This window comes from Leptospira licerasiae serovar Varillal str. VAR 010 (assembly GCF_000244755.1).
In the GTDB taxonomy this organism is placed as follows: domain Bacteria; phylum Spirochaetota; class Leptospiria; order Leptospirales; family Leptospiraceae; genus Leptospira_B; species Leptospira_B licerasiae.
In genome coordinates, this window is the sequence record NZ_AHOO02000009.1 from 1 (window position 1) to 23,721 (window position 23,721).

The 23,721-nt window shown below is 38.6% G+C and carries 41 protein-coding genes; 33 read left to right on the forward strand and 8 right to left on the reverse strand.

Going from position 1 to position 23,721, the window contains the following annotated elements; translation table 11 throughout:
• The 23 genes from LEP1GSC185_RS10940 to LEP1GSC185_RS11045 form a co-directional block, all read left to right on the forward strand.
• Positions 1-234 (forward strand): type II toxin-antitoxin system PemK/MazF family toxin (locus LEP1GSC185_RS10940; RefSeq protein WP_036027806.1); only part of this gene is annotated, 234 nt, incomplete at its 5' end.
• A 262-nt stretch (positions 235-496) separates the two neighbouring features.
• Positions 497-757 (forward strand): ribbon-helix-helix protein, CopG family, encoded by a 261-nt coding sequence (locus tag LEP1GSC185_RS10945; protein ID WP_010514836.1) that lies wholly within the window; start codon positions 497-499, stop codon positions 755-757.
• Positions 735-1,151, forward strand: coding sequence for a type II toxin-antitoxin system VapC family toxin (locus LEP1GSC185_RS10950; protein ID WP_008589200.1), 417 nt, complete (start codon positions 735-737; stop codon positions 1,149-1,151). Before LEP1GSC185_RS10945 ends, LEP1GSC185_RS10950 begins: the two co-directional genes overlap by 23 nt.
• Positions 1,152-1,392: 241 nt before the next feature.
• A complete protein-coding gene (locus LEP1GSC185_RS10955; protein WP_008588701.1) occupies positions 1,393-1,638 on the forward strand; it encodes a CopG family ribbon-helix-helix protein in 246 nt (81 codons plus the stop codon).
• Positions 1,638-2,063 carry a putative toxin-antitoxin system toxin component, PIN family gene (locus LEP1GSC185_RS10960; protein WP_008589133.1) on the forward strand — a complete coding sequence of 142 codons (426 nt, stop codon included), beginning with the start codon at positions 1,638-1,640 and terminating at the stop codon, positions 2,061-2,063. The genes LEP1GSC185_RS10955 and LEP1GSC185_RS10960 overlap by 1 nt, the downstream gene beginning before the upstream one ends.
• Positions 2,064-2,304: 241 nt before the next feature.
• Positions 2,305-2,511, forward strand: a complete 207-nt coding sequence (locus LEP1GSC185_RS10965) for an AbrB/MazE/SpoVT family DNA-binding domain-containing protein (RefSeq protein WP_008596793.1) — start codon at positions 2,305-2,307, stop codon at positions 2,509-2,511.
• Complete coding sequence (locus tag LEP1GSC185_RS10970) at positions 2,508-2,882, forward strand: type II toxin-antitoxin system VapC family toxin (RefSeq protein WP_008596790.1); 375 nt, start codon at positions 2,508-2,510, stop codon at positions 2,880-2,882. The genes LEP1GSC185_RS10965 and LEP1GSC185_RS10970 overlap by 4 nt, the downstream gene beginning before the upstream one ends.
• Positions 2,883-3,214: 332 nt before the next feature.
• Entirely contained in the window at positions 3,215-3,493 is a 279-nt protein-coding gene (locus LEP1GSC185_RS10975) for a DUF4258 domain-containing protein (RefSeq protein WP_008589198.1), read from the forward strand.
• Positions 3,490-3,762: an antitoxin gene (locus tag LEP1GSC185_RS10980; RefSeq protein WP_008588733.1), complete on the forward strand. Its 273-nt coding sequence runs from the start codon at positions 3,490-3,492 to the stop codon at positions 3,760-3,762. Before LEP1GSC185_RS10975 ends, LEP1GSC185_RS10980 begins: the two co-directional genes overlap by 4 nt.
• A gap of 313 nt (positions 3,763-4,075) precedes the next feature.
• Complete coding sequence (locus LEP1GSC185_RS10985; RefSeq protein WP_008589085.1) at positions 4,076-4,363, forward strand: BrnT family toxin; 288 nt, start codon at positions 4,076-4,078, stop codon at positions 4,361-4,363.
• Positions 4,360-4,668: an antitoxin gene (locus LEP1GSC185_RS10990; RefSeq protein WP_008589098.1), complete on the forward strand. Its 309-nt coding sequence runs from the start codon at positions 4,360-4,362 to the stop codon at positions 4,666-4,668. Before LEP1GSC185_RS10985 ends, LEP1GSC185_RS10990 begins: the two co-directional genes overlap by 4 nt.
• Positions 4,669-4,977: 309 nt before the next feature.
• On the forward strand, positions 4,978-5,193 hold the full coding sequence (locus LEP1GSC185_RS10995) for a DUF2191 domain-containing protein (RefSeq protein ID WP_024864045.1): 216 nt from the start codon (positions 4,978-4,980) through the stop codon (positions 5,191-5,193).
• Positions 5,190-5,585, forward strand: a complete 396-nt coding sequence (locus tag LEP1GSC185_RS11000; protein WP_008588739.1) for a PIN domain-containing protein — start codon at positions 5,190-5,192, stop codon at positions 5,583-5,585. Before LEP1GSC185_RS10995 ends, LEP1GSC185_RS11000 begins: the two co-directional genes overlap by 4 nt.
• A gap of 197 nt (positions 5,586-5,782) precedes the next feature.
• Positions 5,783-6,271: a hypothetical protein gene (locus LEP1GSC185_RS11005; protein ID WP_008596841.1), complete on the forward strand. Its 489-nt coding sequence runs from the start codon at positions 5,783-5,785 to the stop codon at positions 6,269-6,271.
• A 183-nt stretch (positions 6,272-6,454) separates the two neighbouring features.
• Positions 6,455-6,964, forward strand: a complete 510-nt coding sequence (locus LEP1GSC185_RS11010; protein ID WP_008588727.1) for a hypothetical protein — start codon at positions 6,455-6,457, stop codon at positions 6,962-6,964.
• Positions 6,965-7,278: 314 nt separating this feature from the next.
• Positions 7,279-7,524, forward strand: a complete 246-nt coding sequence (locus tag LEP1GSC185_RS11015) for a DUF4160 domain-containing protein (protein WP_008588995.1) — start codon at positions 7,279-7,281, stop codon at positions 7,522-7,524.
• Positions 7,505-7,771, forward strand: a complete 267-nt coding sequence (locus LEP1GSC185_RS11020; protein WP_008588873.1) for a DUF2442 domain-containing protein — start codon at positions 7,505-7,507, stop codon at positions 7,769-7,771. Before LEP1GSC185_RS11015 ends, LEP1GSC185_RS11020 begins: the two co-directional genes overlap by 20 nt.
• 301 nt (positions 7,772-8,072) lie before the next feature.
• Entirely contained in the window at positions 8,073-8,558 is a 486-nt protein-coding gene (locus LEP1GSC185_RS11025; RefSeq protein WP_008596767.1) for a VOC family protein, read from the forward strand.
• A gap of 152 nt (positions 8,559-8,710) precedes the next feature.
• Positions 8,711-9,277, forward strand: a complete 567-nt coding sequence (locus tag LEP1GSC185_RS11030; protein ID WP_008589164.1) for a dihydrofolate reductase family protein — start codon at positions 8,711-8,713, stop codon at positions 9,275-9,277.
• Positions 9,278-9,566: 289 nt separating this feature from the next.
• Positions 9,567-9,869, forward strand: a complete 303-nt coding sequence (locus LEP1GSC185_RS11035; RefSeq protein WP_010514419.1) for an RNA recognition motif domain-containing protein — start codon at positions 9,567-9,569, stop codon at positions 9,867-9,869.
• Between the two features lie 238 nt (positions 9,870-10,107).
• On the forward strand, positions 10,108-10,257 hold the full coding sequence (locus tag LEP1GSC185_RS20035) for a hypothetical protein (RefSeq protein ID WP_008589048.1): 150 nt from the start codon (positions 10,108-10,110) through the stop codon (positions 10,255-10,257).
• A gap of 253 nt (positions 10,258-10,510) precedes the next feature.
• Positions 10,511-11,326 carry a CPBP family intramembrane glutamic endopeptidase gene (locus LEP1GSC185_RS11040; RefSeq protein WP_008588919.1) on the forward strand — a complete coding sequence of 272 codons (816 nt, stop codon included), beginning with the start codon at positions 10,511-10,513 and terminating at the stop codon, positions 11,324-11,326.
• A 206-nt stretch (positions 11,327-11,532) separates the two neighbouring features.
• Positions 11,533-12,402, forward strand: coding sequence for an alpha/beta hydrolase (locus LEP1GSC185_RS11045; RefSeq protein WP_008588950.1), 870 nt, complete (start codon positions 11,533-11,535; stop codon positions 12,400-12,402).
• An 82-nt stretch (positions 12,403-12,484) separates the two neighbouring features.
• On the opposite strand, the gene LEP1GSC185_RS11050 is transcribed toward LEP1GSC185_RS11045, so the two are convergent.
• Positions 12,485-13,249 (reverse strand): hypothetical protein, encoded by a 765-nt coding sequence (locus LEP1GSC185_RS11050; protein WP_008588754.1) that lies wholly within the window; start codon positions 13,247-13,249, stop codon positions 12,485-12,487.
• On the reverse strand, positions 13,246-14,049 hold the full coding sequence (locus LEP1GSC185_RS11055; RefSeq protein ID WP_008589107.1) for a methyltransferase family protein: 804 nt from the start codon (positions 14,047-14,049) through the stop codon (positions 13,246-13,248). Before LEP1GSC185_RS11055 ends, LEP1GSC185_RS11050 begins: the two co-directional genes overlap by 4 nt.
• Before the next feature lie 166 nt (positions 14,050-14,215).
• On the opposite strand from LEP1GSC185_RS11055, the gene LEP1GSC185_RS11060 reads away from it, so the two are divergent.
• Complete coding sequence (locus tag LEP1GSC185_RS11060) at positions 14,216-14,632, forward strand: MarR family winged helix-turn-helix transcriptional regulator (RefSeq protein WP_008589254.1); 417 nt, start codon at positions 14,216-14,218, stop codon at positions 14,630-14,632.
• 48 nt (positions 14,633-14,680) lie between these two features.
• On the opposite strand, the gene LEP1GSC185_RS11065 is transcribed toward LEP1GSC185_RS11060, so the two are convergent.
• Positions 14,681-15,277, reverse strand: coding sequence for a dihydrofolate reductase family protein (locus tag LEP1GSC185_RS11065; RefSeq protein WP_008588750.1), 597 nt, complete (start codon positions 15,275-15,277; stop codon positions 14,681-14,683).
• Positions 15,278-15,473: 196 nt separating this feature from the next.
• Here LEP1GSC185_RS11065 and LEP1GSC185_RS11070 point away from each other — a divergent pair, with 196 nt between their 5' ends.
• A complete protein-coding gene (locus LEP1GSC185_RS11070; RefSeq protein ID WP_008589081.1) occupies positions 15,474-15,854 on the forward strand; it encodes a VOC family protein in 381 nt (126 codons plus the stop codon).
• A gap of 87 nt (positions 15,855-15,941) precedes the next feature.
• Here LEP1GSC185_RS11070 and LEP1GSC185_RS11075 read toward each other — a convergent pair whose 3' ends face one another.
• Entirely contained in the window at positions 15,942-16,358 is a 417-nt protein-coding gene (locus LEP1GSC185_RS11075; RefSeq protein WP_008596850.1) for an SRPBCC family protein, read from the reverse strand.
• A gap of 117 nt (positions 16,359-16,475) precedes the next feature.
• Here LEP1GSC185_RS11075 and LEP1GSC185_RS11080 point away from each other — a divergent pair, with 117 nt between their 5' ends.
• Positions 16,476-16,838, forward strand: a complete 363-nt coding sequence (locus LEP1GSC185_RS11080; protein ID WP_008588766.1) for an MmcQ/YjbR family DNA-binding protein — start codon at positions 16,476-16,478, stop codon at positions 16,836-16,838.
• Between the two features lie 96 nt (positions 16,839-16,934).
• Positions 16,935-17,129: a GNAT family N-acetyltransferase gene (locus LEP1GSC185_RS20325; RefSeq protein ID WP_010514436.1), complete on the forward strand. Its 195-nt coding sequence runs from the start codon at positions 16,935-16,937 to the stop codon at positions 17,127-17,129.
• On the opposite strand, the gene LEP1GSC185_RS11090 is transcribed toward LEP1GSC185_RS20325, so the two are convergent.
• The 3 genes from LEP1GSC185_RS11090 to LEP1GSC185_RS11100 form a co-directional block, all read right to left on the reverse strand.
• Positions 17,126-17,593: an SRPBCC family protein gene (locus tag LEP1GSC185_RS11090; RefSeq protein WP_008589027.1), complete on the reverse strand. Its 468-nt coding sequence runs from the start codon at positions 17,591-17,593 to the stop codon at positions 17,126-17,128. The genes LEP1GSC185_RS20325 and LEP1GSC185_RS11090 overlap by 4 nt on opposite strands.
• Positions 17,594-17,656: 63 nt before the next feature.
• Positions 17,657-18,118 carry an SRPBCC family protein gene (locus LEP1GSC185_RS11095; RefSeq protein WP_008589228.1) on the reverse strand — a complete coding sequence of 154 codons (462 nt, stop codon included), beginning with the start codon at positions 18,116-18,118 and terminating at the stop codon, positions 17,657-17,659.
• Positions 18,081-18,386, reverse strand: a complete 306-nt coding sequence (locus LEP1GSC185_RS11100) for an ArsR/SmtB family transcription factor (protein ID WP_008588795.1) — start codon at positions 18,384-18,386, stop codon at positions 18,081-18,083. Before LEP1GSC185_RS11100 ends, LEP1GSC185_RS11095 begins: the two co-directional genes overlap by 38 nt.
• Before the next feature lie 240 nt (positions 18,387-18,626).
• Here LEP1GSC185_RS11100 and LEP1GSC185_RS11105 point away from each other — a divergent pair, with 240 nt between their 5' ends.
• From LEP1GSC185_RS11105 to LEP1GSC185_RS11125, 5 genes are all read left to right on the forward strand, one after another.
• Complete coding sequence (locus LEP1GSC185_RS11105; protein ID WP_008589065.1) at positions 18,627-18,818, forward strand: hypothetical protein; 192 nt, start codon at positions 18,627-18,629, stop codon at positions 18,816-18,818.
• A 31-nt stretch (positions 18,819-18,849) separates the two neighbouring features.
• Positions 18,850-20,004: a hypothetical protein gene (locus LEP1GSC185_RS11110; protein WP_008588929.1), complete on the forward strand. Its 1,155-nt coding sequence runs from the start codon at positions 18,850-18,852 to the stop codon at positions 20,002-20,004.
• A 20-nt stretch (positions 20,005-20,024) separates the two neighbouring features.
• Entirely contained in the window at positions 20,025-20,411 is a 387-nt protein-coding gene (locus LEP1GSC185_RS11115) for an iron chaperone (RefSeq protein WP_008589089.1), read from the forward strand.
• A 142-nt stretch (positions 20,412-20,553) separates the two neighbouring features.
• Complete coding sequence (locus LEP1GSC185_RS11120) at positions 20,554-20,958, forward strand: DoxX family protein (protein WP_008588844.1); 405 nt, start codon at positions 20,554-20,556, stop codon at positions 20,956-20,958.
• A 139-nt stretch (positions 20,959-21,097) separates the two neighbouring features.
• Entirely contained in the window at positions 21,098-21,715 is a 618-nt protein-coding gene (locus LEP1GSC185_RS11125) for a hypothetical protein (protein WP_232298391.1), read from the forward strand.
• 3 nt (positions 21,716-21,718) lie between these two features.
• Here the strand turns inward: LEP1GSC185_RS11125 and LEP1GSC185_RS11130 are convergent, their stop codons facing one another.
• Complete coding sequence (locus tag LEP1GSC185_RS11130; RefSeq protein ID WP_008589125.1) at positions 21,719-21,949, reverse strand: helix-turn-helix domain-containing protein; 231 nt, start codon at positions 21,947-21,949, stop codon at positions 21,719-21,721.
• Positions 21,950-22,144: 195 nt separating this feature from the next.
• On the opposite strand from LEP1GSC185_RS11130, the gene LEP1GSC185_RS11135 reads away from it, so the two are divergent.
• Positions 22,145-23,698, forward strand: coding sequence for an NAD(P)/FAD-dependent oxidoreductase (locus LEP1GSC185_RS11135; protein WP_008588803.1), 1,554 nt, complete (start codon positions 22,145-22,147; stop codon positions 23,696-23,698).
• The last annotated feature ends 23 nt before the right edge of the window (positions 23,699-23,721 follow it).

Sequence of the window (23,721 nt, forward strand, 5' to 3'; positions counted from 1 at the left end):
AACATTAATACAGTAATTGTAGTTTCAATTACATCAAATTTGAATTTAGCAGAAGCTCCTGGGAATGTAATTCTATCTAAAAAAGATTCTAATCTTTCAAAAGACTCAGTTGTAAATGTTTCTCAATTAGTAACTTTAGATAAGGAACGATTTCTTGATAAAGTTGGTAAATTGAAAGCAGGCAAGATGGCTGATGTTGAAGAAGGGTTGCGGTTAATTATTGGCCTAAATTAACGGGCACTGCGTATAACTAACAGCTTGCCACTACGCTTCGGGCTTGCTTCGCAACCCTCGCTTGGCCTTCGGCACATTGGCTTCTGTCACTCGTCTTGCAGGGCAAGTCTCGTGCCAGTCTCTAACGCCTCCTTCGGAGGCTCAGAGTCGCCAACGTCGGCAAGCATTGAACGTTATACGCAAGGCTGGCAAAAATTGATTTTTTAAGGAATATTTATATAAAAATTCTTGATGTAATACCAAAACGTGATACATTAAATTTGTGATAAGTTTAAGAATACCGCCTGAGTTAGAGAGAAAACTAGATTCGTTTGCGAAATCTAAAGGAAAAAGCCGTTCCGAGATTGTAAAAGAGTCAATTCTTGAATATATCAAGAATCATAGCTTGAGTAAAACACCTTTTGAATTGGGTGAAGATCTATTTGGTAAATATTCTGCAGATAATAAGCAGTTGTCTCAAGATCGAAAAAGTGTATTAAAAGAGATCTTAAAGGACAAGAATGAAAAACGTCGCTCTCGTTGATTCTGGTCCCATTATTGCTTTATTCAACTCTTCAGATAATTATCATAAATCAGTATTTAAGTTCTTAAAAAGTTTTAAAGGCTCATTGTTTACTACTTGGCCTGTAGTTACTGAGGTAATCTATTTACTTTCCTTTTCTATTGATGCTCAATCTGATTTTTTAGAATGGATAGAGCGGGGAAGTTTGCAGATTTTAGATATAACCTTAGATGATTTAAAATATATAAAGAGTAGAATGCAAAAGTATTCAGACTTACCAATGGATTTGGCAGATGCATCTTTAATGTGTATTGCTGAACGGGAAGGCATTTATAATATTATTAGTATAGATTCAGACTTTTCGATCTATAAGACTCTTAAAGGTAAATATCTTACAAATTTATATAAGAATTAAGCCAGCCCAGCGTATAACTGTCGGTGCTTCCGCTCCGCTCGCGGATCGCTTACGCGACCACTCGCTCGGGCTACGCCACATTTTGCTTTGTCACTCGTCTTGCAGTTGCAAGCCTCGCGCCAAGTGCTTCGCACGCGCAAAACGTCGGAACACCTTGGTCGTTATACGCAAGACGCCCAAATATTGCATTTTATAGAAGAATTCATTTGACTTATATACAAAGATTGTATATACTAAAGAAATGAACCAGACTGTTAATATTTCCTTTGAAAAGGGGCTTTTAAAAGAAATAGATAAAATTGCCAAAAGAGAACATAGATCAAGGTCAGAATTGATTCGTGAAGCGGCGAGAGCCTATATAGAAAAGAAATTTAAATGGGAAAAAATTTTCGAAATTGGCTCAGCAATTTCTAAGACAGCAAATATTACTGAGGAATCCATTATAGATGAGATAAAACTAATTAGGAAGCAGAAGAAAACTCCCTGATGCTTAAAGTTCTTATAGATACCAATGTTTACATATCAGCAATTCTATTTGGTGGCAAACCTAAAGTTATTTTAGAAGAGCTAATATCGGGAAAGATAATTGGCTACATTTCTGATTCCATCTTAAAAGAAATTGAAGAGACATTAAAAAAGCCAAAATTTAAGTTAAGTGAAGAATTTATCTCAATAGTTTTATCTGAAATTGAATCACTCACAGAGAAAATAGTAAATATATCTCTAAAAGACTATGCGGGTCTTCGAGACAGAGATGATTATCACATACTTGAGAGTGCGATTTCAGCAAAGGTCGATTATTTAATTACTGGCGATCAAGATTTACTGGTTTTAAAGAATTTGAAATCTCTCAAGATTATTTCTCCTGAACAATATTTAAGTTTGGATAGTAGTGGGGCGTCCAGCGTATAACTTTCGGTGCTTCCGCTACGCTTCGGGATTGCTAACGCAACCCTTGCTTGGCCTTCGGCACATTTCGCTTTGTCACTCGTCTTGCAGGGCAAGTCTCGCGCCAAGTGCTTGCACACTCGCGAAACGTCGGAACACCTTGGTCGTTAGGCGCAATATGGGCTAAAATTTCGCTTTAATAAAAAATGCTAAAAAGCAGGGAAATATCGATCGACAATTTGTCTTACGACATTAATATCGATGTATGAGCAGAGTTATTATTTCACCTAAATTTCAAGTAGTTATTCCTAAGGAAATACGTGAGAAAACAGGGATTAAGATCGGTAGCCATTTAGAGGTAATTTCTTATGGTAATAGAATAGAATTAATTCCAATTGAGCCAATTAAGAAGCTTAAAGGCTTTCTCAGCGGTATGGATACTAAAATTGAAAGAGAGAAGGACCGACTTTGAATATTGTCGATTCTTCAGGTTGGCTTGAGTATTTTGCTGGCACAAAACGTTCTGCTTTATTTTCAGAAGCAATTGAAAAGACGGACAAACTCTTTGTTCCTACTATATCGCTGTATGAAGTATTTAAAAAAATCTACCTAGAAAGAGATGAAGACAGTGCCTTGAGAGCGATTGCTCATATGCAACAAGGAACTGTAATAGACTTGGATGCTTCCATTTCAATATTTGCAGCGAAACTAAGCAAGGATCATAAAATACCAATGGCAGATAGTATTATTTTAGCAACGGCTCGTAAATATAATGCAATACTATGGACTCAAGACGATGATTTTATTGGTTTAGATGGGGTTAAATATTTCCCCAAGAAATAAGTTAGGATATTTCTGATCAAGTAGCCCATACTGCGCCTAACTAAAAAATTGTCGCTGCGCCGCGGGATTGCTTCGCAACCCTTGCTTGGGCTCCGCCACATTCCGCTTTGTCACTCGCCTTGCAGAGCAAGCCTCGTGCCAAGTCCTTCGGACTCGCGGAACGTCGACAATCATTGGTCGTTAAGCGAAATGCGGGGGTAAAATTATCCTCTTTTCAGGAATTTCTATTTGCAACGTTGGCTTTAATTTTAGAACTATTTTGGCAAAACTGTAGAATATTTTGATCAAAATCTTTGTATTGACATTAGGCACACGTCTAATATTGTAGATGTGTGATCTTCGATTGGGATAATGATAAGAACGAAACTTTAAAGGCTGAGCGAAATATTAGCTTTGAAAGGATAGTTGTTGAAATTGAATCTGGATCAGTTTTAGATATTTTAAAGCATCCGAATATGAGAAAATATCCGAATCAAATTTTGATACTTGTGGAAATCGATAATTATGTTTGGGTAGTTCCAACAATTGAGAATAAGAATACTTTCTTCTTTAAGACAGCTTATCCATCAAGGAAATACACTAGTGCTTATCTGCCGGAGGCAAATTTATGAAATATAAACTTAGCCAAGAAGAGAAAGATTTAGAATCTTCTATCGAACGAAATGAATGGAATCCGGTTGATAATAAAGCTCAGTATTTGAAGAAATTCAAATCTGCTGCCAAGAACACCCTATTAAAAGATAAGAGAATGAATATTAGAATTGCTGGGAAAGATATTCAATTGCTAAAAACTAAAGCATTGGAGATTGGAATACCTTATCAGACTTTGGTTTCAAGTATATTACATCAATATGTAACTGGTAAATTAATAGAACGGTAGACTAGGCCGAACCCCACACTTCGCTTAACTAACAACTCTGGCGCAGCGCTTCGGGATTGCTTTCGCAACTCTCGCTTGGGCTTCGCCACATTCCGCTTTGTCACTCGTCTTGCATTGGCAAGTCTCGCGCCAAGTCCTTACGGACTCGCGGAACGTCGCCAAGCGTTGGACGTTATACGCAATCGTGTTAAGGATCATACTTTAATAGAAATGGAGTTCTTTTTATATCTCATAGAAATTTGATTAAAAGCATAGAATTTGGTGAATTTAACTAGTTGACACAAGGCATACATTGTCATCAGAATTGATCTGAGTGAAAGAATATGCTTGGGATTCAGATAAGAATGAATGGCTTAGAGAGGAAAGAGGTATCTCTTTCGAGGACATCTTATTTCAAATTGAAAAAGGATTTCTCTTGGACATCTATGATCATCCAAATTCAAAGAAATATCCAGAACAGAAAATCTTTGTAATTGAACTTGATGGTTACGCGTATTTGGTTCCATTTGTTGAATCAAAGAGTGAAATATTTCTTAAAACAATAATCCCAAGTAGAAAAGCCACGAGAGATTATATTAAAGATAGAGTAGGTGAAGAATGAAAAAAAGGATGACCAATACTATTACTAAATCTCCCTCTATGTCCAAAGAAGAGCAGGACATACTTAATTCTTTCGAAGCAGGTGAGTGGGTCCCTATCTCATCTTCAGATAAAAAGAAGAAATTGGATTTATATCGTAAAGCTTCTTCCAAGACTTTGAGCAAGAATAAAAGAATTAATATAAGATTAAATCAAATTGATTTAGATTCTATTCAAAGAAAGGCGTTTGAAGAAGGCCTTCCTTATCAGACGTTAATATCTAGTTTAATCCATAAGTTTGTTACTGGTAAGCTGGTTGAAAAATAATTTAATCTAATCAGATACACGACTGCGTATAACTGTCGGCTCTGACGCTTCGCTTCGGGCTTGCTTACGCAACCCTCGCTCGGCCTCCGGCACATTGGCTCAGTCACTCGAATTGCAGAGCAATTCTCGTGCCTGTCTTCACTTCGTTCTGCTCGCCAACGTCGTCAAGCCTTGGTCGTTAGCCGAACATGCTTGCCCGAGAATTGCTTTATTATGAGGAATTAAGTAATAGGGAAGTGCGGATTCATTATTTTGAAAATTTTATATTAAAAGCTTGAAAATACGAATTTATATCGTATGTTGTATCGTATGAAAGTGACCGCGATACTACCAGATGATCTCATTGCAGAGGTTCAAAAGTATTCTGGAGGTAAAAACATAACTGATTCTCTCCAGAAAGCTCTCTCAGAGTGGCTAAAACAGGCCAAAATAAGGAATTTAAACGCGAAGCTACATAAATCCCCACTTTCGTTCCAGGAAGGCTTCTCTGGGGAAAATATCCGCAACTTGAATCGGAACAGATGATTCTTGTAGATACATCTGTTTGGATAGAGTTTTTCAGAGGAAATGATCCTCATTTCGGTGAGCTAAAAGAATTAATTGAATCATCGGAAGTAATAGTTCATGAAGTTGTCTTTGGAGAATTACTCCAAGGATGTAAGAATAAGACCGAAGTATCTTTTATCCTAGAATACTGGGAGAATTTAAATACTCTAACTTCAGATGGAAGTTTCTTATTAGCAGGTAAACTTTCTTTTGAGAATAAGCATATTGATAAAGGAATTGGATTGATTGATTCAGTTCTTATTAATGAAGTTAGAAGTAAGAAGCTTCAACTTTGGACATTAGATAAAAAGATCCTTAAAGTTTTAGATAAAAAAGAAATCTATTCAAGTAGGGGCAAGCACGTCGGCTAACTATCGGTGCCTCCGCTACGTTCGTGGATCGCTAACGCGACCACTCACTCGGGCTTCGCCACATTCGCTTCCGTCACTTCGTTTGCAGAGCAAACTCGCGCCGTTGCGAACGTCGGAGCACCTTGGTCGTTAGCCGCCATATGCAATAAATCTAATGAAATATATTGAAATTGGTCTGTGAAGATTAGGCAAAATTAGTGGCGAATTTTAAGTATCATTGGGACCAATTTCTGAGGCATCCGGAATGGATACAGTTTGTATTAGATTCAAAAGCTGTATTTAGGAATTTATTTAAACTTTTTTCTTTGCTATCTTTCTTGTTAGTAATAATACCGTCTCTGATTACTTCGATATTTTGGGTCGATTTTAGCAATTCTGGTTCCTCAGGTGATAAACCACTATTTGAGCTTATTATAACTTTGGTTATATATATTGGCTATGTTGCCTATGCTCATGTTGCGATTGTTTCTATTTTCAGATTTCGTAAATGGGCTATTACTATTCTAATCGGTTATAATTCATTTATTGCTGTTACCTATTTACTGCAGAAAATCGTTTCGCGTGGTTCCTTTGGATTGGATATTTTTTTTGATGGGTTAGTGTTTGGAATTACGCTTTCAAATATTCTGATTGCAGTGGTTTATTATAAAATATTTGAAAAGAGTATAAAAACCAACAACGATTGAATTGCCTACGGCGGCTAACTAACAGCTCTGGCGCAGCGCTTCGAGATTGCTTTCGCAACCCTCGCTTGGGCTTCGCCACATTCCGCTTTGTCACTCGTCTTGCATACGCAAGTCTCGTGCCAAGTCTTTCGGACTCGCGGAACGTCGCCAAGCGTTGGTCGTTGTGCGCCATAAACATATTAAATGAAAAAACCTATAGTACGACCATCTCACAAAGAATTTGTAGATCTTGCGGAGACAGAATTTCTATTCTTAGAAGTAGAATATAGTTTTAGAAAAGAATGGGATTCTGTGGATGCATTTCATGTAACTTATTCAAATTCTTATTTAAAGATCCATATTAGAGGTTGGAGTTATGGGGAATATGCGTATGTAACAATATTTTTTGGGGAAGAGGAGCTTCCATATCACGAATATATAACTTCATTTAGCAAAAAACTGACACCTACGACAGGAAAAAATCAATTGGACGATTTGAAAGAATATGCATATAGATTAAAGTTTGAATGCCGAGAAATATTAGAAGGTAATTTCACTTGCTTAATACCGTACAGACCTTTCCCGAATGCCGAAAAGGTTTGGCGCAAAAGAGACTATTCAGAAATTGTAAGACAACTGCAGAATGTTAGTTTACCACTTAGTGAAGCATGGAGCAACCGACTTGAACATGCAAAGAAAAATGTAAAGCACTGATCATTGTAAGTTTACGGCGCACAACTATCGGTGCCTCCGCTTTGCTCAAGGCTGCTTCGCACCTCTCGCTCGGGCTACGCCACATTCGCGTCCGTCACTTCGTTTGCATGAGCAAACTCGTGCCGTTGCGAAACGTCGGAACACCTTGGTCGTTTAGGCGCAATGAAGCGCTAAAATTTTCTTATAAACGAAATTCTAAAAAAGCTGCTCATATCATTAACCCACTATGTTTCTGCTATCGGACGACATCGATACTATACGTATAAATAGTTTATTTATTGATAGAAATAGTATATAATTTCATCATTGGTTGAATGCCAAAAATTTTTGAAAGAAACGGCTATAAGTTCTTTTTCTTTGCGAACGAAGGAAATCCTCGAGAACCAGTTCACATTCATGTGAGAAGAGGAGAAAAATTAGCAAAATTCTGGCTAAAGCCAAGTGTAAAGTTGGAAGATAATTATGGATTTAACTCTAAAGAGTTAAATTGGATTGAAGAAGAGATTGAGAATAATTTAAATCTCATAGAAGGTAAATGGAATGATTTCTTCGGTATCTGAAGCAAAAGCTCAAAGAATTTGGTTCGATGATGATAATCTTTGGTTATCTTTGTATGATGGTAGAACTTTATCGGTTCCGCTCGCTTATTTTCCTCGATTAAGAAGAGCGAACAAAGATCAACTTGAAAGATATGAAATTAGTGGAGGTGGGATAGGTCTTCATTGGGATGATCTAGATGAAGATATTAGTGTTCCTGGCCTCTTGCTAGGAAATGGCGATCTTACCTCGCATAAGAAAAAATTATAATCCTCCTTGTATTAAGCGCTTCACTGCGCCTAACTGTCGGTGCTTCCGCTCCGCTCGCGGATCGCTTACGCGACCACTCGCTCGGGCTACGCCACATTTTGCTTTGTCACTCGTCTTGCAGTTGCAAGCCTCGCGCCAAGTGCTTCGCACGCGCAAAACGTCGGAACACCTGGGTTGTTAGGCGTAATTTACCTGCTGGGGAATCAAACACAATAATCAAGAAAACAATGAAAAATTGATTTCTTGTTTTTTGATCTTCGTTTTAAATCAAAGAACGAATGAAATAAGGCATGGCAAAGACATGATAGAACAAAAAATCACCCCTTGTTTGTGGGTAGAAAGAGACGCAAAAGCAGTAGCTGAATATTACCTATCAATCTTTAAGGATGGTAAATTAAAGGACTATCGCTTATTTACAAAAATGCCGAAAGATGGCAACCCTGATACTGATGATCTATCCGGCGAACTTGAAACAGCTGTAATGGAATTAGCAGGTGTTGAATTTAGTATATTAGCAGCAGGGCCATTATTTAAATTTAATGAAGCAATATCTCTTGTCATTAATTGTAAAGACCAAACAGAAGTTGATTACTATTGGGATGCATTAACTGCTAATGGCGGCGAGGAGGGACCGTGTGGCTGGTGTAAAGACAAGTATGGGTTATCTTGGCAAGTGGTTCCGACTGAGTATTTTGACCTCATTCATAATAGCGATCCAGCAATAAGTAGAAAAGCATTAATGAATACCTTCAAACAAAAGAAACTAATAATTTCAGAGTTAAAGTAAAATAAAAGAATATTCGACAGCTAAAAACTGCGTATAACTAACAGCTTGCCACTTCGCTTCGAGCTTGCTTTCGCAACCCTCGCTTGTGCAACGCTTTGGGAAAGATTGTAAAAAACGAAGAGAAAGCTATAGACGATAATATAAGGAACCATATGAGAAAGTTAATTGCAGCAATCAATATGACGATTGATGGGTTTTGTGACCATACCTCAGGTATCCCTGACGAAGAAATACATCAGCATTACGCTGACCTGTTGAGAAGTGCTGATGTAGCTTTATATGGTAGGATAACCTACCAGCTAATGGAATTTTGGCGAACCGTACTGGAAAATCCTACAGGCGATAAAGCAATGGACGACTTTGCAGTCGCAATTGACAACACCCGGAAGATTGTTTTTTCCCGCACACTGAAAGATGTAGATTGGAAAAGTGCGAAATTAGCAAGCCAAGATCTTGAGAAAGAAGTTTTGGAACTCAAGCAACAATCAGGTAAAGACGTTTTTGTGTGCAGTCCGAGCTTGATTGTAGCTTTGACGAAACTCAATTTAATAGACGAATATCAACTTTGTGTTCACCCTGTTATCGCAGGAAGTGGCTTGCCGTTATTTAAAAATATCAGCGAAAAAATAACGTTTAAACTTATAAAGACCAAAACGTTTAGTAGTGGTGCAGTCATTCTCTATTATGAACCGACAAACGAAAGAGGAACGAACCACTAATAGGTATTAGCCCTTGAATTGGAGTTTGTGCTCGAAGTTAGCGCACCCTAGGCCATGAGTCTTTTCTCGAAAGTGTAGCGAGTTACGCAAACTCGTACATAGTGTTTCGAGATAGAGATCTATTTTTTTTTGCGTTTAAACTAAATGTTCTTGTAGGATATTGATTCTAAGAATTTAATGGCATTCAGGTTCTTTACTCGTTCTGTTTTTATTGCATAGCCCGTACTGATCTAAATTAAATTATCATACGGACTATTTATAACATCTGTATGGAACGAGGATAAAATCCATGTCATCCAAATTATTTGTAGGTGGCCTTAGCTGGTCAACCACCGACCTAACTTTACGTCAAGTGTTTGAAACTCATGGCGCTATTCAAGAGGCAAACATAGTAGTAGATCGTGAAACCGGAAGATCGAGAGGATTCGGTTTCGTTACCTTTGTTGATCAATCTTCTGCGAATGCAGCAGTTTCGGAGCTCAACGGTAAGGATTTAGACGGACGTAATATCGTTGTCTCCGTTGCCGAAGATAAATCAAGATCTGACCGTAACAGGAATACAAATAGAAAGTTTCAGCGCGATCGCTGGTAAGCAATCTACATTCGTAATTTAAATAGATAGTCTTCTTGCCCTATCGTATTTCGCATACGATTCAATATACTTGAAGTAAAGCGGCAAGAGGATTATTCGTCCGAAAAAGTCTGGCTTCTTTTTCTGCTAAGGCGATTACTTTTCTAAGTAAGTTTTCATAACCTTTATATTTTCTTCTTTAAAGCCCTATACAAAATCCTAAAGCAAAATTTGAATACGTATTCAATAGGAGAGCTATATGGCCAAAAAAGGTAACTTGTCCTTTGTAAAAAGGCAACGTGAAATAAAAAAGAAGGAAATTAGGCAGGAAAAACTGGAAAAGCGAAAGATACGCAATGAAGAAAAAAAAAGTCATAAAGAGGAAGCTCCACCGGAAAAAGAACAATAAGCCTAAGATTCACTAAGTTCTTTCTTTATCCTTCCAGCCGCTAAACCAGTAACTTCAAGGACTTTTTTCAGTCTTTGAATCACCGATCTATTTTCTATTCCTACTACGTCTAATTATCTGTGCTTCTTGCAGCGCTTTGCAACCCTTGCTTGGCCTTTGGTACATTCCACTTTATCGCCCGTCTTGCAAGGCTTGACCGTTATGCGAAATTCTATTCGACCTCATTCTCCACCATTTATATTTAAATCCTCGTATGAAAGATTATATTAAATCGTTATTTTTGTACTTTTCCCTAAGTTATTTAATCTCCTGGGTGATCTGGCTTCCGCTATATTTGCCAAAATTTGGGATCAATTCTTTACCCGTCTTGCCATTTCATCATGCATTTGGTGCAATTGGACCGGCCTCTGCCGCACTGATTGTTAGTAGAATTGATCAAGGAACTCCAGGTGTAAAAAGTCTATTCGCAAAGATGTTCCGATGGAACTTCAATTTTATCTGGTATATTATTGCTCTCTTCAGCCCATTTATTCTTCTCGCATTGTCTGTTCTTGCAAAGTATTTTATCTCATCCGAGATAAGTCTAATAGGCATCGGTGTAAGCAAAGAGTTCCCGAATTTTAGCTTCGCTTTATTCTTTTTTTATAATATTTTTACCTTTGGTTTCGGAGAAGAAATCGGTTGGAGAGGATTTGCGTTACCGAAATTACAGAAACATTTTCAAGCAATTACTTCAACTATGATTTTGACCTTAGGTTGGGCTGCTTGGCATATTCCTCTTTTTTTCTATCGACCTGGTTATGTTGAAATGGGATTCTTTGGTATCGTTGGCTGGGTAATGTCTTTGTTTACAGGTGCAATTCTTTTGACATGGCTTTTTAATTCTACGCGGGGAAGTATACTCATTGTTGCCATCTTCCACGGTACTATAGACATTGTTTTCACTTCTGACATTGTCGATGCAAGCATTATGAATATTACCGGCTTCTTGATAGTTTTATTTGCCATCGGGGTTCTTCTGTTCTACGGCGGAAAAAATTTGTCCAAAGTGGATCGGCATATAAACTAAGCGGATTCAAGGAGAGGCTCGATAATTTGCGTTATGCTTCACTAAAATCTATGTAGTCGATAAAGAGGTATTTTCAAAATGATGGAATAGTGGCCAAATGTTTCCACGTCAATGCGGGGGATTTCGTTTTCCGGGCCCACTGGCGCCGACGCAAACGTCGGCAAAGCTTGGTCTTTAGGCGAAAGATATTTGGAATCGTTATAAATATGATAAATAAGCCTAATAAAAATAAATTTCTTATCTTAACATTGTTGTTTGGTCTAATCAGCTTCTTTATAGTCGCCCATCTATTAGTTGTAATCACTCTTGCTCCTGCTCGCGTAACTATAGGTAATCCACCACCTGGATATGAAAAAATCGAATTTAAATCTAAATCTGGAGGGATTATCAGAGGTTGGTTCAATAATTCGTCAGGCAAAAAAGGAACTATAATTCTTTTACACGGTATCAGAGCAAATCGTTCAGCAATGTTAGAAAGATCGAACTTCTTTGTAGAGCATGGATATTCGACACTTTTGATCGATTTTCAAGCTCACGGTGAAAGCGACGGTGATTTGATTACAGTAGGAGTAAAAGAAAGTGAGGATGTAAAAGGCGCTATTCATTTTGTTAAAGAAAAGCGTGGCCAATCGAAAATAGGCATAATCGGCAGCTCGTTAGGCGGCGCTTCCGCACTTTTAGCTGATATTTCGAAGACGATCGATATCATAATTATTGAATCGGTTTTCTCTACAATTGATTTAGCTATTCGGAATCGAGTGGCTGTTAGTATGGCAAAACCTATAGCATTTTTAACGCCTATTGCATATTATATTCTTAAATACGAGATCAATATTCCGGAATCTGGATTAAATCCGATAGATCATATACACGAAATAAAATGTCCCATCTTTGTAATTTCCGGAAAAGAAGACTTATATACATTTGAATATGAATCACTAAATATGTATCAGAAGGCGCCGACTCCTAAAGAACTTTGGATAATAGATAAAGCAGCTCATATCGATTTATACTCATTTGCCAAAATGGAATACGAAAATCGGGTTCTTTCTTTTGTAGAAAGACATATGAATTAGGCGCGTCTACCTTTTCGCTTCCTATCTCTTATTCTCCGGACTTTCGTATATTCTCCACTTCCAAAGCTTGATTTGCAATCGACTACCACTCTTGATTTGTGATATCCCAATTCCGAGGTGCTAACCAAAGTGATTCTGCGATCGCGAACAATTCTTTTGTGTCCGATCTGAAAATGGCCGTCATAACTTTGAAAGCTCTCGACATCTTCTGCAATCGCCAACTCATTACTGTGTAGTCATCTCCGATTTTTGCAGGCTTTATGATCTTGCCGCGTATTTTGCTTAATACGATAAGCTGAGGCTTATCTAAAACAGCCGAAAATCCGCCGGGACAATCCAGAGCTCCCCAAATTGCCGCATCTCTAACGGTATCATCGTTTGATACGACTGTTTCATCCGGTAACCAATGTCCGACCATAAGATTCTCAAATCCAATTTGTTTGGGAGCTGCGCCGACGAATATTCTCATCCCGTCGTTTAGCTCTCGCTTCGGTCCACAAACAAAACATGTAGGAAAAGGATGAGTCGTAAATCCTGGATAAAAGGCTGAGATCTTTTTTGTTTCATCCAAATCAGGAACTATAGGTAATTTATATTCTGGAAAATCTTCGTCTGAGATCGATTGTAATGTCGCGAGAACTTTTTTTGAGTCGTCATAAATGCTTCCCTTCTGTCCCTTTTCCGATTCTATAACAATGGATGTTTCGACGGGAGTCGGACTTAGTAAACGTATTTCGGCTGCACTGGCTCCCACTGCCTCTGCTAAAATACCCGCCGTAAAACCACCATTGCCTGTTTTGGGTGGACCACAAAATCTCTGTGATAATATCGTATTATCAATTTTCATACTTTTTTCTCCGATTTGATTTTTTGCTCCAGCTTAAAGAAAGGTAGAAGCATAGGAATTGTAAGTTTGTATTGCTGATACTTTTCGCCAAAAACTCGTACTAAATCTCTTTCTTCATATAACGTTCCTATGATGATGTAAATGGTCATTCCTACGGATAGAATGAGATGGTCTGCGCTCATTAATGGAATGCTCCATAACGCTAAGAGCATTCCAAGCATCATTGGATGACGTACTAATTTATAAAGTGAAGGTGTAGCGAATTCTGAAGTTCTCGAATCGTTTTTCATTAGAAAATTCCAAGCTTGGCTTAGCCCGAAAAGTTCAAAGTGGTCTATTAAGAAGCTAGAGACGACGGCTAAGAGAAGCCCCATTAAAAAAAACGAATATGTTATATAAACCCAAAGACTATTTTTGATGTTCCAGATCTCAAAATGGATCGGTTGCCATAGACATGAAAGTGTGATCAACGTAAGACTGGCTATAAAAACGTAAAAGCTCCTCTCGATCGGTAATGGTATTATTTTGCGACAATACTTTTTGAAATTGGGCCTGGCCATGAAACTATGGGGAAGCCCAAAAATAACTACTAACGTAATATCCAAACAAATTGACCCTATTAATCCGATATGAAATTCGGGTGCGATCGGTTTGAGGAATTGTGTGGCATCGAGTAATCGGAGAACAAAGAGTATCGTAGAAAAAAGGTAGATCATATAAGAAATCAAAGCGAAAATTAAATAACTGATCCGAGTAAGAGTATTGTATGTAGGCAAATTCAGCTCCCGAATACTTGGCATTCAAAGCATTCTAAAAAATCTCAACTCAGCTAGAGGACGGACAATCGTTGTTGTAAATAATAAATCATAAAAATTCTCTCTTTGGTTAGGAATATTGCTTGGTATTCAAAGTAATTTTTGATATATAAAACTGTTCAGCAAGGGAGGGGAAGGAGGATAGGAAAGTATGAAGCAGGACAGACTCTTAGTCTTAATTACGGTTTTACGAGATCAAATTTTGGATGAAGTAAAGAAGGATTATTTACGTTTCGGACTGACGAATATTACTCCCGCGATGGGGGCTGTTCTTTGTGCTCTCAAAAACGATCGTCCTCAATCTATGAAAGAGATAGCAAAGCAGATTTTTAGGGATCAATCTAGTGTTACTCCACTAGTGCAAAAGTTGGTCGATTTAAATCTTGCGATCCAGGAGCGCTCATCTCTTGATGCGAGAGAATCCCAAGTCCGATTAACGACTTCCGGAAAAAATACACGTTTAAAGATAATACGGGCAGGTAGAAAAATGAATGCACGTTTGTATCGAGGTATGTCAGCCGTCGATAGAAAAAATCTTATCTCATTATTGGCTCAATTAAAAAAGTAAGTAATCATCCAGTATCTTGTTATTACTTTAAAATGACTTAATATTTCTTCAGAAACTTCCAGTTTGAACTTTTCCTGCACGCTTATAGTTTGCGATTATAACTCCATTTGGGGAGATTTGGCTTTCAGTTACCTGGAACATTGCCGGAATTGTGCCATCTACAAATAATCGTTTTCCGCTGCCTAACGTTACAGGATAGATCTTTAACCAAAACTCATCTACCAAATCATGTTTCATAAGAGTTTGAACTAGATTCGCACTTCCGTAAACGTGTAGATTTGGTCCTTCTTCTTGTTTGAGTTTAAGGATCCTTTCTACGATGTCTCCGCTTAAGAATACGGAAGGTTGCCATTCGCTAGATGTTAAGGTGTTCGAAGCGACATATTTGGTTACTTTCATCACAGCAGGCCAGAAGTCGGAATGTTTGGGCCAATATGGTGCCCAAATATCAAAGGTTTTGCGTCCTAATAACAGATCGAATGGTAAGTTCATTTGCTTCTGCATAACTGTTCCCATAAGATCGTCAAAAATCGGAGCTTGCCATCCGCCATATATAAAGCCGTCACTAGTGTCTTCTTCCGGACCGCCCGGACCTTGTATGACTCCATCTAGAGTTAGAAATTCGAGTACGATAATTTTTCTCATGATCGAGTTCCTTATATATAAAGTGCGAAGCAATTTTAGAGAAAAATTCTTACACGTCAATAGTATTTAATTGATAATTACGGATCTTCCTTCGGCGTCTTCGTCATAAATATCTTACCGATCGTAACAAAAATTTTGTTATGCGTATGGACCTAGTATATGTAGGATCGGCAAAGCTTAGCGTCGGAGGTCGTCTATGAAACGAGTCACAGGTATTGGCGGGATCTTCTTCAGTGCCAAAGATCCTGCTAAACTAGGTTCTTGGTACAAAACTCATTTGGGTATTGATGTTCAGTCTTGGGGTGGGGCAGCCTTTCGCTGGGTTGATGCTTCCGGTAATCCTACAAACGGTACTACTGCATGGTCGGTCGGAGACGGCTCCTATTTTTCGCCGAGTAATTCTACATTCATGGTTAACTATCGAGTAGAGGATCTTCATGGACTCTTGAAAATTCTTAGAGAAGAAGGCTGTCAGGTATTGGATAAAGTAGAAGAATCGGAGTATGGAATATTTGGTTGGGTTATGGATCCGGAGGGAAACAAAGTCGAACTTTGGCAGCCACCGGCAGGTCAATAGATATACTTTAAAGTGGCAGCAAACATCCGATCTGATTGCTGCCTTATAAGAGTTTAGAGCTATTTGGATAGGCCCAAACTCTTCGAGTTAATTGGCCTCTGTATATTTTTTGAAGTTATCAAGTATCGCCTGCCAACCACCTCTTTGCATTTCAATCGGGTTTTCCGATTCGGGATCAAAACTTACCGTTACAAGTGTTTTGTTGTCTTTATTCTCAAAATTTACTGTAGCCTTTCTGCCATCTCCCATCGTATAACTAAAGTTTTTCAGATCGACTACTGTGTCGTAAATCGCTTCAAACTCGAAGCCGAAACTTCCATCCTTAGCTTCCATTCTCGCGCTGTACTTACCGCCAGGCCTCATATCGTTCTTTGCCCAAGGACATTGCCAATCGTCGGTTGCGAAATTCCATTTGATAATATGCTGTGGATTGGTGTAGTAGTCCCAGACTTTCTTTGTATCCGCCGCAATAGTTGATTGAATAGTGATTTGTTTGGAGTCCATGTTAGGGAATCTAACAGATTTTATTCTATATAGGAAAGCATTTTCGGTATCATTTAATATCGTTTTGTCGAAAAATAGAATGAAAATCGAATATAGATTTATAAGTGGACCATCCTAATGATATCCTTAGACAAAGTAAGAAAACTTGCATTAGCTCTTCCGGAAGCAAAAGAAGAACCTCATTTTGAAAAAATTTCATTCAGAGTGAGTAAAAAGATTTTTGCGACTGTCGATCAGGAAAATAAAAAGATCGTTCTAAAATTCGATCAGAACGACCAGGACTTTTTTTCCGCTGCCTCTAAGGGGTCCGTTTATCCTATAGACAATAAGTGGGGTCAGCAAGGTTGGACTTGTGTCGAAATGAAATCTACCGATCCTGCTTTATTCAAAGATATGTTAGTAGTTTCATATTGCGGAGTTGCTCCGAAACGACTTGTAGCCGAAGTCCAACAAAATCCAAAATCTCGTAAGAAACTATGAACTCAACTTCTAAGAATTATACGAGTATAGAAGTTATTTCAAAGAAAAATCTGGACGAAGTCCTTCCATTGATTCGGAAATACCAAGCTTTTCACTTTGGTTGAATTTAGGAAGAAGGGGATTGCCCGCGCACTTATTGATCATCGCACGAAATATGTAAGATCTCAAGGAGCTTCAAGATTCCAATGGGTGACCACTCCAGAAAATTTAACTGCTCAGGCCTTATACAATAAGATAGGGGCAAAACAAAGTACTTGGGAATTTTTTACATATAACTTAGCCCACTTTTAATTAAAGTCATCGATCTTCATATCATCCGGTGCAGGTTTTCCAATGCCGGTTTCAAGCAAATCTTTTAAGCTGAGTAAGAAAACCGCCCATTTCATACTGCAATGTGCAGTAAAATCGCTTTCTGTTTTCCAATCCTGATGCCTAAAATAAATAAGAGTCAATCCTGCTCCGTCAGGTGCAGTTCCTGGATCCAATTTAAAATCGATATGAGAACCGATCCAATCTTCAGGTCCCGATGTACATTCCCAAAGAACATGCTGTGATGAAAGTTCTTGGACTTTCATGTCGATCCCTGCTATTCCGAAATCAAAATGGATAGGTTCTCCTACACCAGAAGTTCCACCGGTAAACGGTCCGCTTACTTGTCTAGTCCACCATCCTGAAAGTCCCGCCTTAGTTGTCAGTGACTTGATAACGTCTGCAGCTCCTGCACGAACGCCTATCTTATGATAGATTCCATTCATCTTATTCTCCTTACGTTGTTTGTTTCTTTTTCTTTCCGGCTTATCGCCGATAAAAGTACTGTATTATTCTTTTTCGATCTGCCATTTTTCGAGGCTATCAAGGATATGGGTCCATCCTGCTTTATGCGATGTGGCGCCTTCTTCTCCTATTAAACGTTCGTGAGTTAACGTTATGAGCGTTTGGGGCTTCTTGTTTGAATTTGAAGACCCCTCTTCCAATAGGTCGAAAGTAACGGTGACTAATGTATCCAAACCGCCGGTTGCATGCGATCTCCAAGTGAATACTAACTTTTTTGGCTCTTCTATGATCTGGTATTCCCCTTCATGAGGTAACACTTTGCCTTCATGTAACATATTGATCTTAAATTTACCGCCAGGGCGTGGATCTAATACGGCCGATTCGATCCCGATCGAATTCCCAGGCAAAAACCAGCTGGAAAATTCTTCAGCTTTTAACCAGGCTCGAAACAATCTAATTGGTTCCGCGTTAATTCTTTTTTCTATTTTTACGACCTGATCTATCATGGTCTTGCTCCTCTATAAAGGATTCGAGTCTATCAAGTTTGTTGGTCCAGAATTCCTGATGATATGCAAGCCAAGCGGACGCTTCCAAAATCGATTCGTTTTGTAACTCAAGTCGAAAGCTACGACCATCTTCCTGATCCCGCACTTTACGAACTAAGCCAGCCGATGTAAGCACATCTATATGTTTCGCAACTCCTGCAAAGGACATGGAAAAAGGTTCCGCCAATTCCGAAATAGTGAGAGGTCTTTTCCGTAATTTTGCGAGCATTTGCCTTCTTGAGCTATCCGCAAGCGCGGCGAATACCCGATCCAACCTTTGTTCATTTTTCTGAAATCCAACCATTTAGTTGAATAAATTTGCGAACTGGTTCGAAATGTCAAATATTAAACTTATTAGTTGAATAAATTTTCAAAGGTTTAGGAACGGCCTGAGATCTAATTTTAAACTTGCATTGTTCAGAAAAGTTCCTTAAATCATTCATTTCTTGAATGAACGGGGGCAATAAGCATGAATCCTTACTTTAAAAATACCTTATCCGTGATCGCAGGACTTCTTCTCGGCAGCATAGTGAATATGGGAATTATCGCAAGTAGCGGGAACATTATTCCTTCTACTGCATGGTTTAAGGTGTTGGATTTGGTCGGAGCTTATATTCCTACAAGTTATCTTGCGGGTATATTGGTCGTTAAGAACAAGTAAATTAACAATATACTAATACACCGGATATTTTATGAAAATCTCATTAAAAGACATAGATGATATATTTTTAGCTTTGATGGAACTGGATTCCGATAAGCAAGATTATCATCTTTCGATGAAAGAATATATGGCTTGTTCCGATAAAGAGCAGTTAATGTATACCTTGATCGGCAAGAAGAGTGAAAGTTGGCAGTCCTTCAAATCGGATTTAGTGTCTTATCTTTCCAAATTGGGTTTTGAATGGAAACCTTCTCAGGGTCAAGGAGGCCCCATGAGACTCACTAAGGTTTATTTGCCGAGTGCGATTGGGACTCTATTAGCAAAGAGAATATTCGATACAATAAGCGAAGGAGAACTTACGGAGGCGTTATCGACGATATTGCCGAATATGGTCCAATATCTAAAGAACGATCCTTCTATATTGAATTTATCCGGTGTACGCGATGGATTTAAGGATTTTGTCTACAATAATAGTACTTATAAATTTAAAAGAGGAAAGGGGAATTATTTTTATAAAACCAAGAATGAATTCGTTTATTATGGCCCGGATGGCAAGCAAGATGAATTAGGTCTCGGCAATCTGATCCTCGAAAAATTGGAAAAATGCCTTTCTATCCAGATCAGACATTCACAATTCGAGAGAGGAGGAGGTAAACTCCAAAATTATGATTTTGTCGGATATAAGATCCTGTCGGACATTAATTTCGATAACTTAGAAATATATACATTCGAATTAAAAGCTTCTAATACTATCGATTCGATTACGAAAGCGATAAGCCAAGCGATCAACTATAAGGCGTTTTCGAATTACGCTTATATCGTTATCCCGATGTTCGATTATGAATTGTTCCATGATAAGGATAGATTTGAGACTTTCAAACAGCTCTGTCATGAGAATGAAATAGGGATCATTACGATAGAATTCAATGAGAACAATCAGATAAAAGAGGTTTATGAAGTCACTTCCATCGCCAAACGAGAACTTTACGAAAAGGCGATCATTTTTGAGATTCTTGAGAACGAAAATTTAGAGGCTTGCCCTCTTTGTAAACGTATTGTCTCTAGAAAGGATAGGGGAAATTGTTCCTGGTTATTGAATATTAATAACGACAGCAAATGTATGAAGGATCTAATAGATAATTCGGTTTCTAAAATAACTTTAAATACGTTGGGGATTTTGCAATAATAAACCCTTTGGATACAACCATGGACAAAACAAAAAACACATTCCAATCGATTGATGAGTATATTAAAACTTTTCCCAAAGAGGTCCAGTCCATTCTTCAGGAACTCCGAAAAGTAATCCGAGAGACCGCTCCGGAAGCAAGTGAGAAGATCAGCTACCAAATTCCCACATTCTATCTGAATGGGAATCTAGTACATTTCGCCGCGTATAAAAATCATATCGGCTTTTATCCGGGAGCGAGTGGTATCGCTAAATTTAAGAAAGAAATTGATAACTATAAAAACGCAAAAGGTTCCGTTCAATTCCCGATCGATCAACCTTTACCTTTCGATCTGGTCCGTAAGATCGTAAAATTCAGAGTCGGAGAATTTGAGAAGAAGACTCCTAAAAAGACAAAAAAGAAATAATTGCCAAAGTTTCATCTGTGAGTGGTCGTCTTTGCGACAAACATATGATTGTTGCAGGATTGAATTTAAAATTCCTTTAATAGTTCTTGAACTTTTCGGTGGAAGATCCAAAAATTGCCCTCTATTTGGAGGAAATATAAAAATGGGATCTGAAAACGTTTCGAAAGGCCAGCTTTGGACCGGTCGAGTGCTCAGCGGATTAGTTACACTATTTCTACTTTTTGACGGAATATTAAAATTTTTCTTAGATAAAATGCCACCGGAAGCTCAGGCGGAAGGAGCTAAGCTCGGTTATCCGCCCGAAGTAATGCCTTACTTGGGAACCGTCTTGATCGTCAGTACCTTGTTATATGCTTTTCCTAAGACCGCAGTGTTAGGAGCAACCTTACTCACTGGTTATTTGGGAGGAGCCGTTGCCACTCATGTTCGTGTTTTAAACCCGCTTGGTTCTCATATTTTATTTCCCATATATTTGGGAATTATTCTATGGGCAGGCTTATATCTCAGATTTCCTAAACTAAGAGAGATTACTCCGTTGCAGAAATAAAGTAGTTGGTCGCGATGCAGATGATCTTAGGCTAAGGAAAAATTTGCATCGTGACTGTTCTTCCGATATTTATGATATATTGATTAGTTCTATTCTTCTTCTAAATTGTGAAATAGCGGAGAAAGAAGACCGAGGAAAGTTGAAGTATAAATCCTTAATATTTTATCTTACTTTCTTATTTGTCGGTTGCGGTACTACGATCCAAGTTGTCCAAGATCCTTTTAGGGATATTACTGTAGTCAAAATGGATATGGACCATGAGGCTAAGGTAGACAACCCGAACAAAAGTGTTTATTCTTACGGTGGCCAATATGCAAAGGAAATTAAGAATGGAGTGGTTTCCCAAATTACTCTTATCATCCGGCTCCAGGGCTCCGAAACTCTCGCCGCTCTTGGCCCGGAAGCTTATATAAAAATCGATCGTAAATCCACAAAATTACTTGTATCCGATTCCAATTATTCTGCAAATCAAGTAACTGTTCGCACTCAAGTTCCCGCTAATATGGGACCAGGAATCGGTTTTGGATACGGCTACAGCGCTGTGCCTGCGACTACTACACGGACTTCTACATTAACTTCTAATATTCTTTCAGGTAAAGTGACTTTTACAAAGGAAATGGAGAATGATATTCTTTCTGCGAAATTACTACAGTATAGATTTTATAGCGCGAATGACGCAATCGACCTATTCGTTTCCGATTCCCAATTGGAAATTATCCAAAAGTTTATAAAGAATCGAGGGGAAGTCCAAAAATAGTTTTCATTTTTTGGAGAATGGAGAGAAAAAATACACTGCAGGTTTATCGTATAATTGGTACAACTTTAAGAATATTTCCACTTCCAAAGATATTCTTCCGGATTCTACTTTAGAAATAAAACTTTGGCTGGTGCCGATTTGTTCGGCCACTTGGATTTGTGTGAATCCTGCTTCGATCCTTGCCTGTTTCAGGGACTTTAAGAAATTTTTCTTTTGTCGGTCTGTTACTTTCAAAGATCTGCCTGGTTTACCAACATAGCGATAATTCTAGGATTCTTGCGATTCTAATTTTGATCTTCCCCCGGAATCTTCATTTTCGTTCAACTGCCTTCCGATTTATTCCCTACCTTATTTAAAATTCCTTGCCTCAATCCTCCTTTCTTTTTTAACTCCATTCCATACAAATCCTAAAACTTTTGGTCCAGAACTATGACCCAAGAATTAGAACTTAGGCTTTTGCCTGAGATCGCCGAACAACCGGATCGGCTTACAGAATATATTTCCAAATCTAAAAAGATCTCTATGTCGGATATAACGCATATCGAGGTCTTAAATCATTCCATTGATGCCAGACAAAAAACTGTATTCGTTAATCTCAAAGTCCGGGTCTATATCAAAGAAGAATTCATCGCAGAAAAGATCAATTTACCTGATTATCCTGATGTCAAAAATTCTAAGGAAGTGATCGTGATTGGTGCGGGGCCTGCGGGCTTATTTTCCGCATTGGAATTGATCCAATCCGGTTTGAGACCGATCGTCCTGGAACGAGGAAAGGACGTTAAATCCAGACCGAAAGATCTACAAAATATTAATGCTCATCATATAGTGGACGAGGACTCCAATTATTGTTTTGGAGAAGGCGGGGCAGGTACTTATTCCGACGGTAAACTTTATACAAGATCTAAAAAGAGAGGAAATGTCCGTCGTATTCTGGAGTTGCTCGTAGGTTTTGGAGCAAATCCTAATATTCTAATAGAGGCTCATCCTCATATAGGAACTAATAAACTTCCGAGTATTGTTCGTAGAATGAGAGAGACTATCCAAGAAAGAGGCGGAGAAGTTCATTTCAACCAAAGAGTGAACGATCTGATCTTGGATGGAAATTCCATCAAAGGCGTTATTACTAAGAATGGGGACCGTTTTCTCTCCGACAAAGTGATCCTCGCTACCGGTCATTCCGCTAGAGATATATTCGAATTATTGCATCAGAAAGGAATAGAGATCCAGTTAAAGCCTCTGGCAGTGGGTGTTAGAGTAGAACATAAACAATCCTTAATAGACTCTATCCAATATAGTTGTGAGGACAGAGGTCCTTTTCTTCCTCCTTCTCCTTATAGTATCGTAAAACAGATCGAGGGTAGGGGAGTTTATTCTTTTTGTATGTGTCCGGGAGGGGTGATCGCTGCCTGTGCAACAAAACCTGGAGAAGTTGTGACTAACGGTTGGTCTTCGTCCAGAAGAGCTAGGCCTACCGCAAATTCAGGGATCGTGGTGGAACTTCGACACGAGGATTTTTTTCCATTCCAAAAATTCGGACCCTTGGCTGCGATGGAATTCCAAAAAGATATAGAACGAAAGGCCTGGATTGCCGGAGGAAAAACCCAAACTGTTCCGGCTACTCGACTTGTGGATTTTGTAGAAGGAAAAATTTCCTCGGATCTTCCTAAAACTTCCTATCCGCCCGGTATTATATCTGCGGATCTTTCTTCCGTTCTTCCTAAATTTGTGATGAAGTCTCTACAAAACGGATTCAAAGAATTTAATAAATCCATGAAAGGATACCTGACCAACGAAGCTGTGGTTCATGCCCCTGAGACTAGAACCTCTTCTCCAGTTAGTATTCCAAGAGACCCTGAAACTTTGGAACATATTCGTATCAAAGGTCTGTATCCTTGCGGAGAAGGAGCCGGGTACGCCGGAGGGATTGTATCCGCAGCTATGGATGGTATAAGATGTGCGCAAGCCTGCGCGGCCAACGTTTAGAGTAATACTTCGTTGTAGATCGT

Bases quoted from the DNA above. Each gene is read 5' to 3' on its own strand.
- LEP1GSC185_RS10950 (WP_008589200.1), top strand. From the start codon at position 735: ATGAAAAACGTCGCTCTCGTTGATTCTGGTCCCATTATTGCTTTATTC.
- LEP1GSC185_RS10955 (WP_008588701.1), top strand. From the start codon at position 1,393: ATGAACCAGACTGTTAATATTTCCTTTGAAAAGGGGCTTTTAAAAGAA.
- LEP1GSC185_RS10960 (WP_008589133.1), top strand. From the start codon at position 1,638: ATGCTTAAAGTTCTTATAGATACCAATGTTTACATATCAGCAATTCTA.
- LEP1GSC185_RS10965 (WP_008596793.1), top strand. From the start codon at position 2,305: ATGAGCAGAGTTATTATTTCACCTAAATTTCAAGTAGTTATTCCTAAG.
- LEP1GSC185_RS10980 (WP_008588733.1), top strand. From the start codon at position 3,490: ATGAAATATAAACTTAGCCAAGAAGAGAAAGATTTAGAATCTTCTATC.
- LEP1GSC185_RS10990 (WP_008589098.1), top strand. From the start codon at position 4,360: ATGAAAAAAAGGATGACCAATACTATTACTAAATCTCCCTCTATGTCC.
- LEP1GSC185_RS10995 (WP_024864045.1), top strand. From the start codon at position 4,978: ATGAAAGTGACCGCGATACTACCAGATGATCTCATTGCAGAGGTTCAA.
- LEP1GSC185_RS11000 (WP_008588739.1), top strand. From the start codon at position 5,190: ATGATTCTTGTAGATACATCTGTTTGGATAGAGTTTTTCAGAGGAAAT.
- LEP1GSC185_RS11010 (WP_008588727.1), top strand. From the start codon at position 6,455: ATGAAAAAACCTATAGTACGACCATCTCACAAAGAATTTGTAGATCTT.
- LEP1GSC185_RS11015 (WP_008588995.1), top strand. From the start codon at position 7,279: ATGCCAAAAATTTTTGAAAGAAACGGCTATAAGTTCTTTTTCTTTGCG.
- LEP1GSC185_RS11020 (WP_008588873.1), top strand. From the start codon at position 7,505: ATGATTTCTTCGGTATCTGAAGCAAAAGCTCAAAGAATTTGGTTCGAT.
- LEP1GSC185_RS11025 (WP_008596767.1), top strand. From the start codon at position 8,073: ATGATAGAACAAAAAATCACCCCTTGTTTGTGGGTAGAAAGAGACGCA.
- LEP1GSC185_RS11030 (WP_008589164.1), top strand. From the start codon at position 8,711: ATGAGAAAGTTAATTGCAGCAATCAATATGACGATTGATGGGTTTTGT.
- LEP1GSC185_RS11035 (WP_010514419.1), top strand. From the start codon at position 9,567: ATGTCATCCAAATTATTTGTAGGTGGCCTTAGCTGGTCAACCACCGAC.
- LEP1GSC185_RS20035 (WP_008589048.1), top strand. From the start codon at position 10,108: ATGGCCAAAAAAGGTAACTTGTCCTTTGTAAAAAGGCAACGTGAAATA.
- LEP1GSC185_RS11040 (WP_008588919.1), top strand. From the start codon at position 10,511: ATGAAAGATTATATTAAATCGTTATTTTTGTACTTTTCCCTAAGTTAT.
- LEP1GSC185_RS11045 (WP_008588950.1), top strand. From the start codon at position 11,533: ATGATAAATAAGCCTAATAAAAATAAATTTCTTATCTTAACATTGTTG.
- LEP1GSC185_RS11050 (WP_008588754.1), bottom strand. From the start codon at position 13,249: ATGAAAATTGATAATACGATATTATCACAGAGATTTTGTGGTCCACCC.
- LEP1GSC185_RS11055 (WP_008589107.1), bottom strand. From the start codon at position 14,049: ATGCCAAGTATTCGGGAGCTGAATTTGCCTACATACAATACTCTTACT.
- LEP1GSC185_RS11060 (WP_008589254.1), top strand. From the start codon at position 14,216: ATGAAGCAGGACAGACTCTTAGTCTTAATTACGGTTTTACGAGATCAA.
- LEP1GSC185_RS11065 (WP_008588750.1), bottom strand. From the start codon at position 15,277: ATGAGAAAAATTATCGTACTCGAATTTCTAACTCTAGATGGAGTCATA.
- LEP1GSC185_RS11070 (WP_008589081.1), top strand. From the start codon at position 15,474: ATGAAACGAGTCACAGGTATTGGCGGGATCTTCTTCAGTGCCAAAGAT.
- LEP1GSC185_RS11075 (WP_008596850.1), bottom strand. From the start codon at position 16,358: ATGGACTCCAAACAAATCACTATTCAATCAACTATTGCGGCGGATACA.
- LEP1GSC185_RS11080 (WP_008588766.1), top strand. From the start codon at position 16,476: ATGATATCCTTAGACAAAGTAAGAAAACTTGCATTAGCTCTTCCGGAA.
- LEP1GSC185_RS11090 (WP_008589027.1), bottom strand. From the start codon at position 17,593: ATGAATGGAATCTATCATAAGATAGGCGTTCGTGCAGGAGCTGCAGAC.
- LEP1GSC185_RS11095 (WP_008589228.1), bottom strand. From the start codon at position 18,118: ATGATAGATCAGGTCGTAAAAATAGAAAAAAGAATTAACGCGGAACCA.
- LEP1GSC185_RS11100 (WP_008588795.1), bottom strand. From the start codon at position 18,386: ATGCTCGCAAAATTACGGAAAAGACCTCTCACTATTTCGGAATTGGCG.
- LEP1GSC185_RS11105 (WP_008589065.1), top strand. From the start codon at position 18,627: ATGAATCCTTACTTTAAAAATACCTTATCCGTGATCGCAGGACTTCTT.
- LEP1GSC185_RS11110 (WP_008588929.1), top strand. From the start codon at position 18,850: ATGAAAATCTCATTAAAAGACATAGATGATATATTTTTAGCTTTGATG.
- LEP1GSC185_RS11115 (WP_008589089.1), top strand. From the start codon at position 20,025: ATGGACAAAACAAAAAACACATTCCAATCGATTGATGAGTATATTAAA.
- LEP1GSC185_RS11120 (WP_008588844.1), top strand. From the start codon at position 20,554: ATGGGATCTGAAAACGTTTCGAAAGGCCAGCTTTGGACCGGTCGAGTG.
- LEP1GSC185_RS11135 (WP_008588803.1), top strand. From the start codon at position 22,145: ATGACCCAAGAATTAGAACTTAGGCTTTTGCCTGAGATCGCCGAACAA.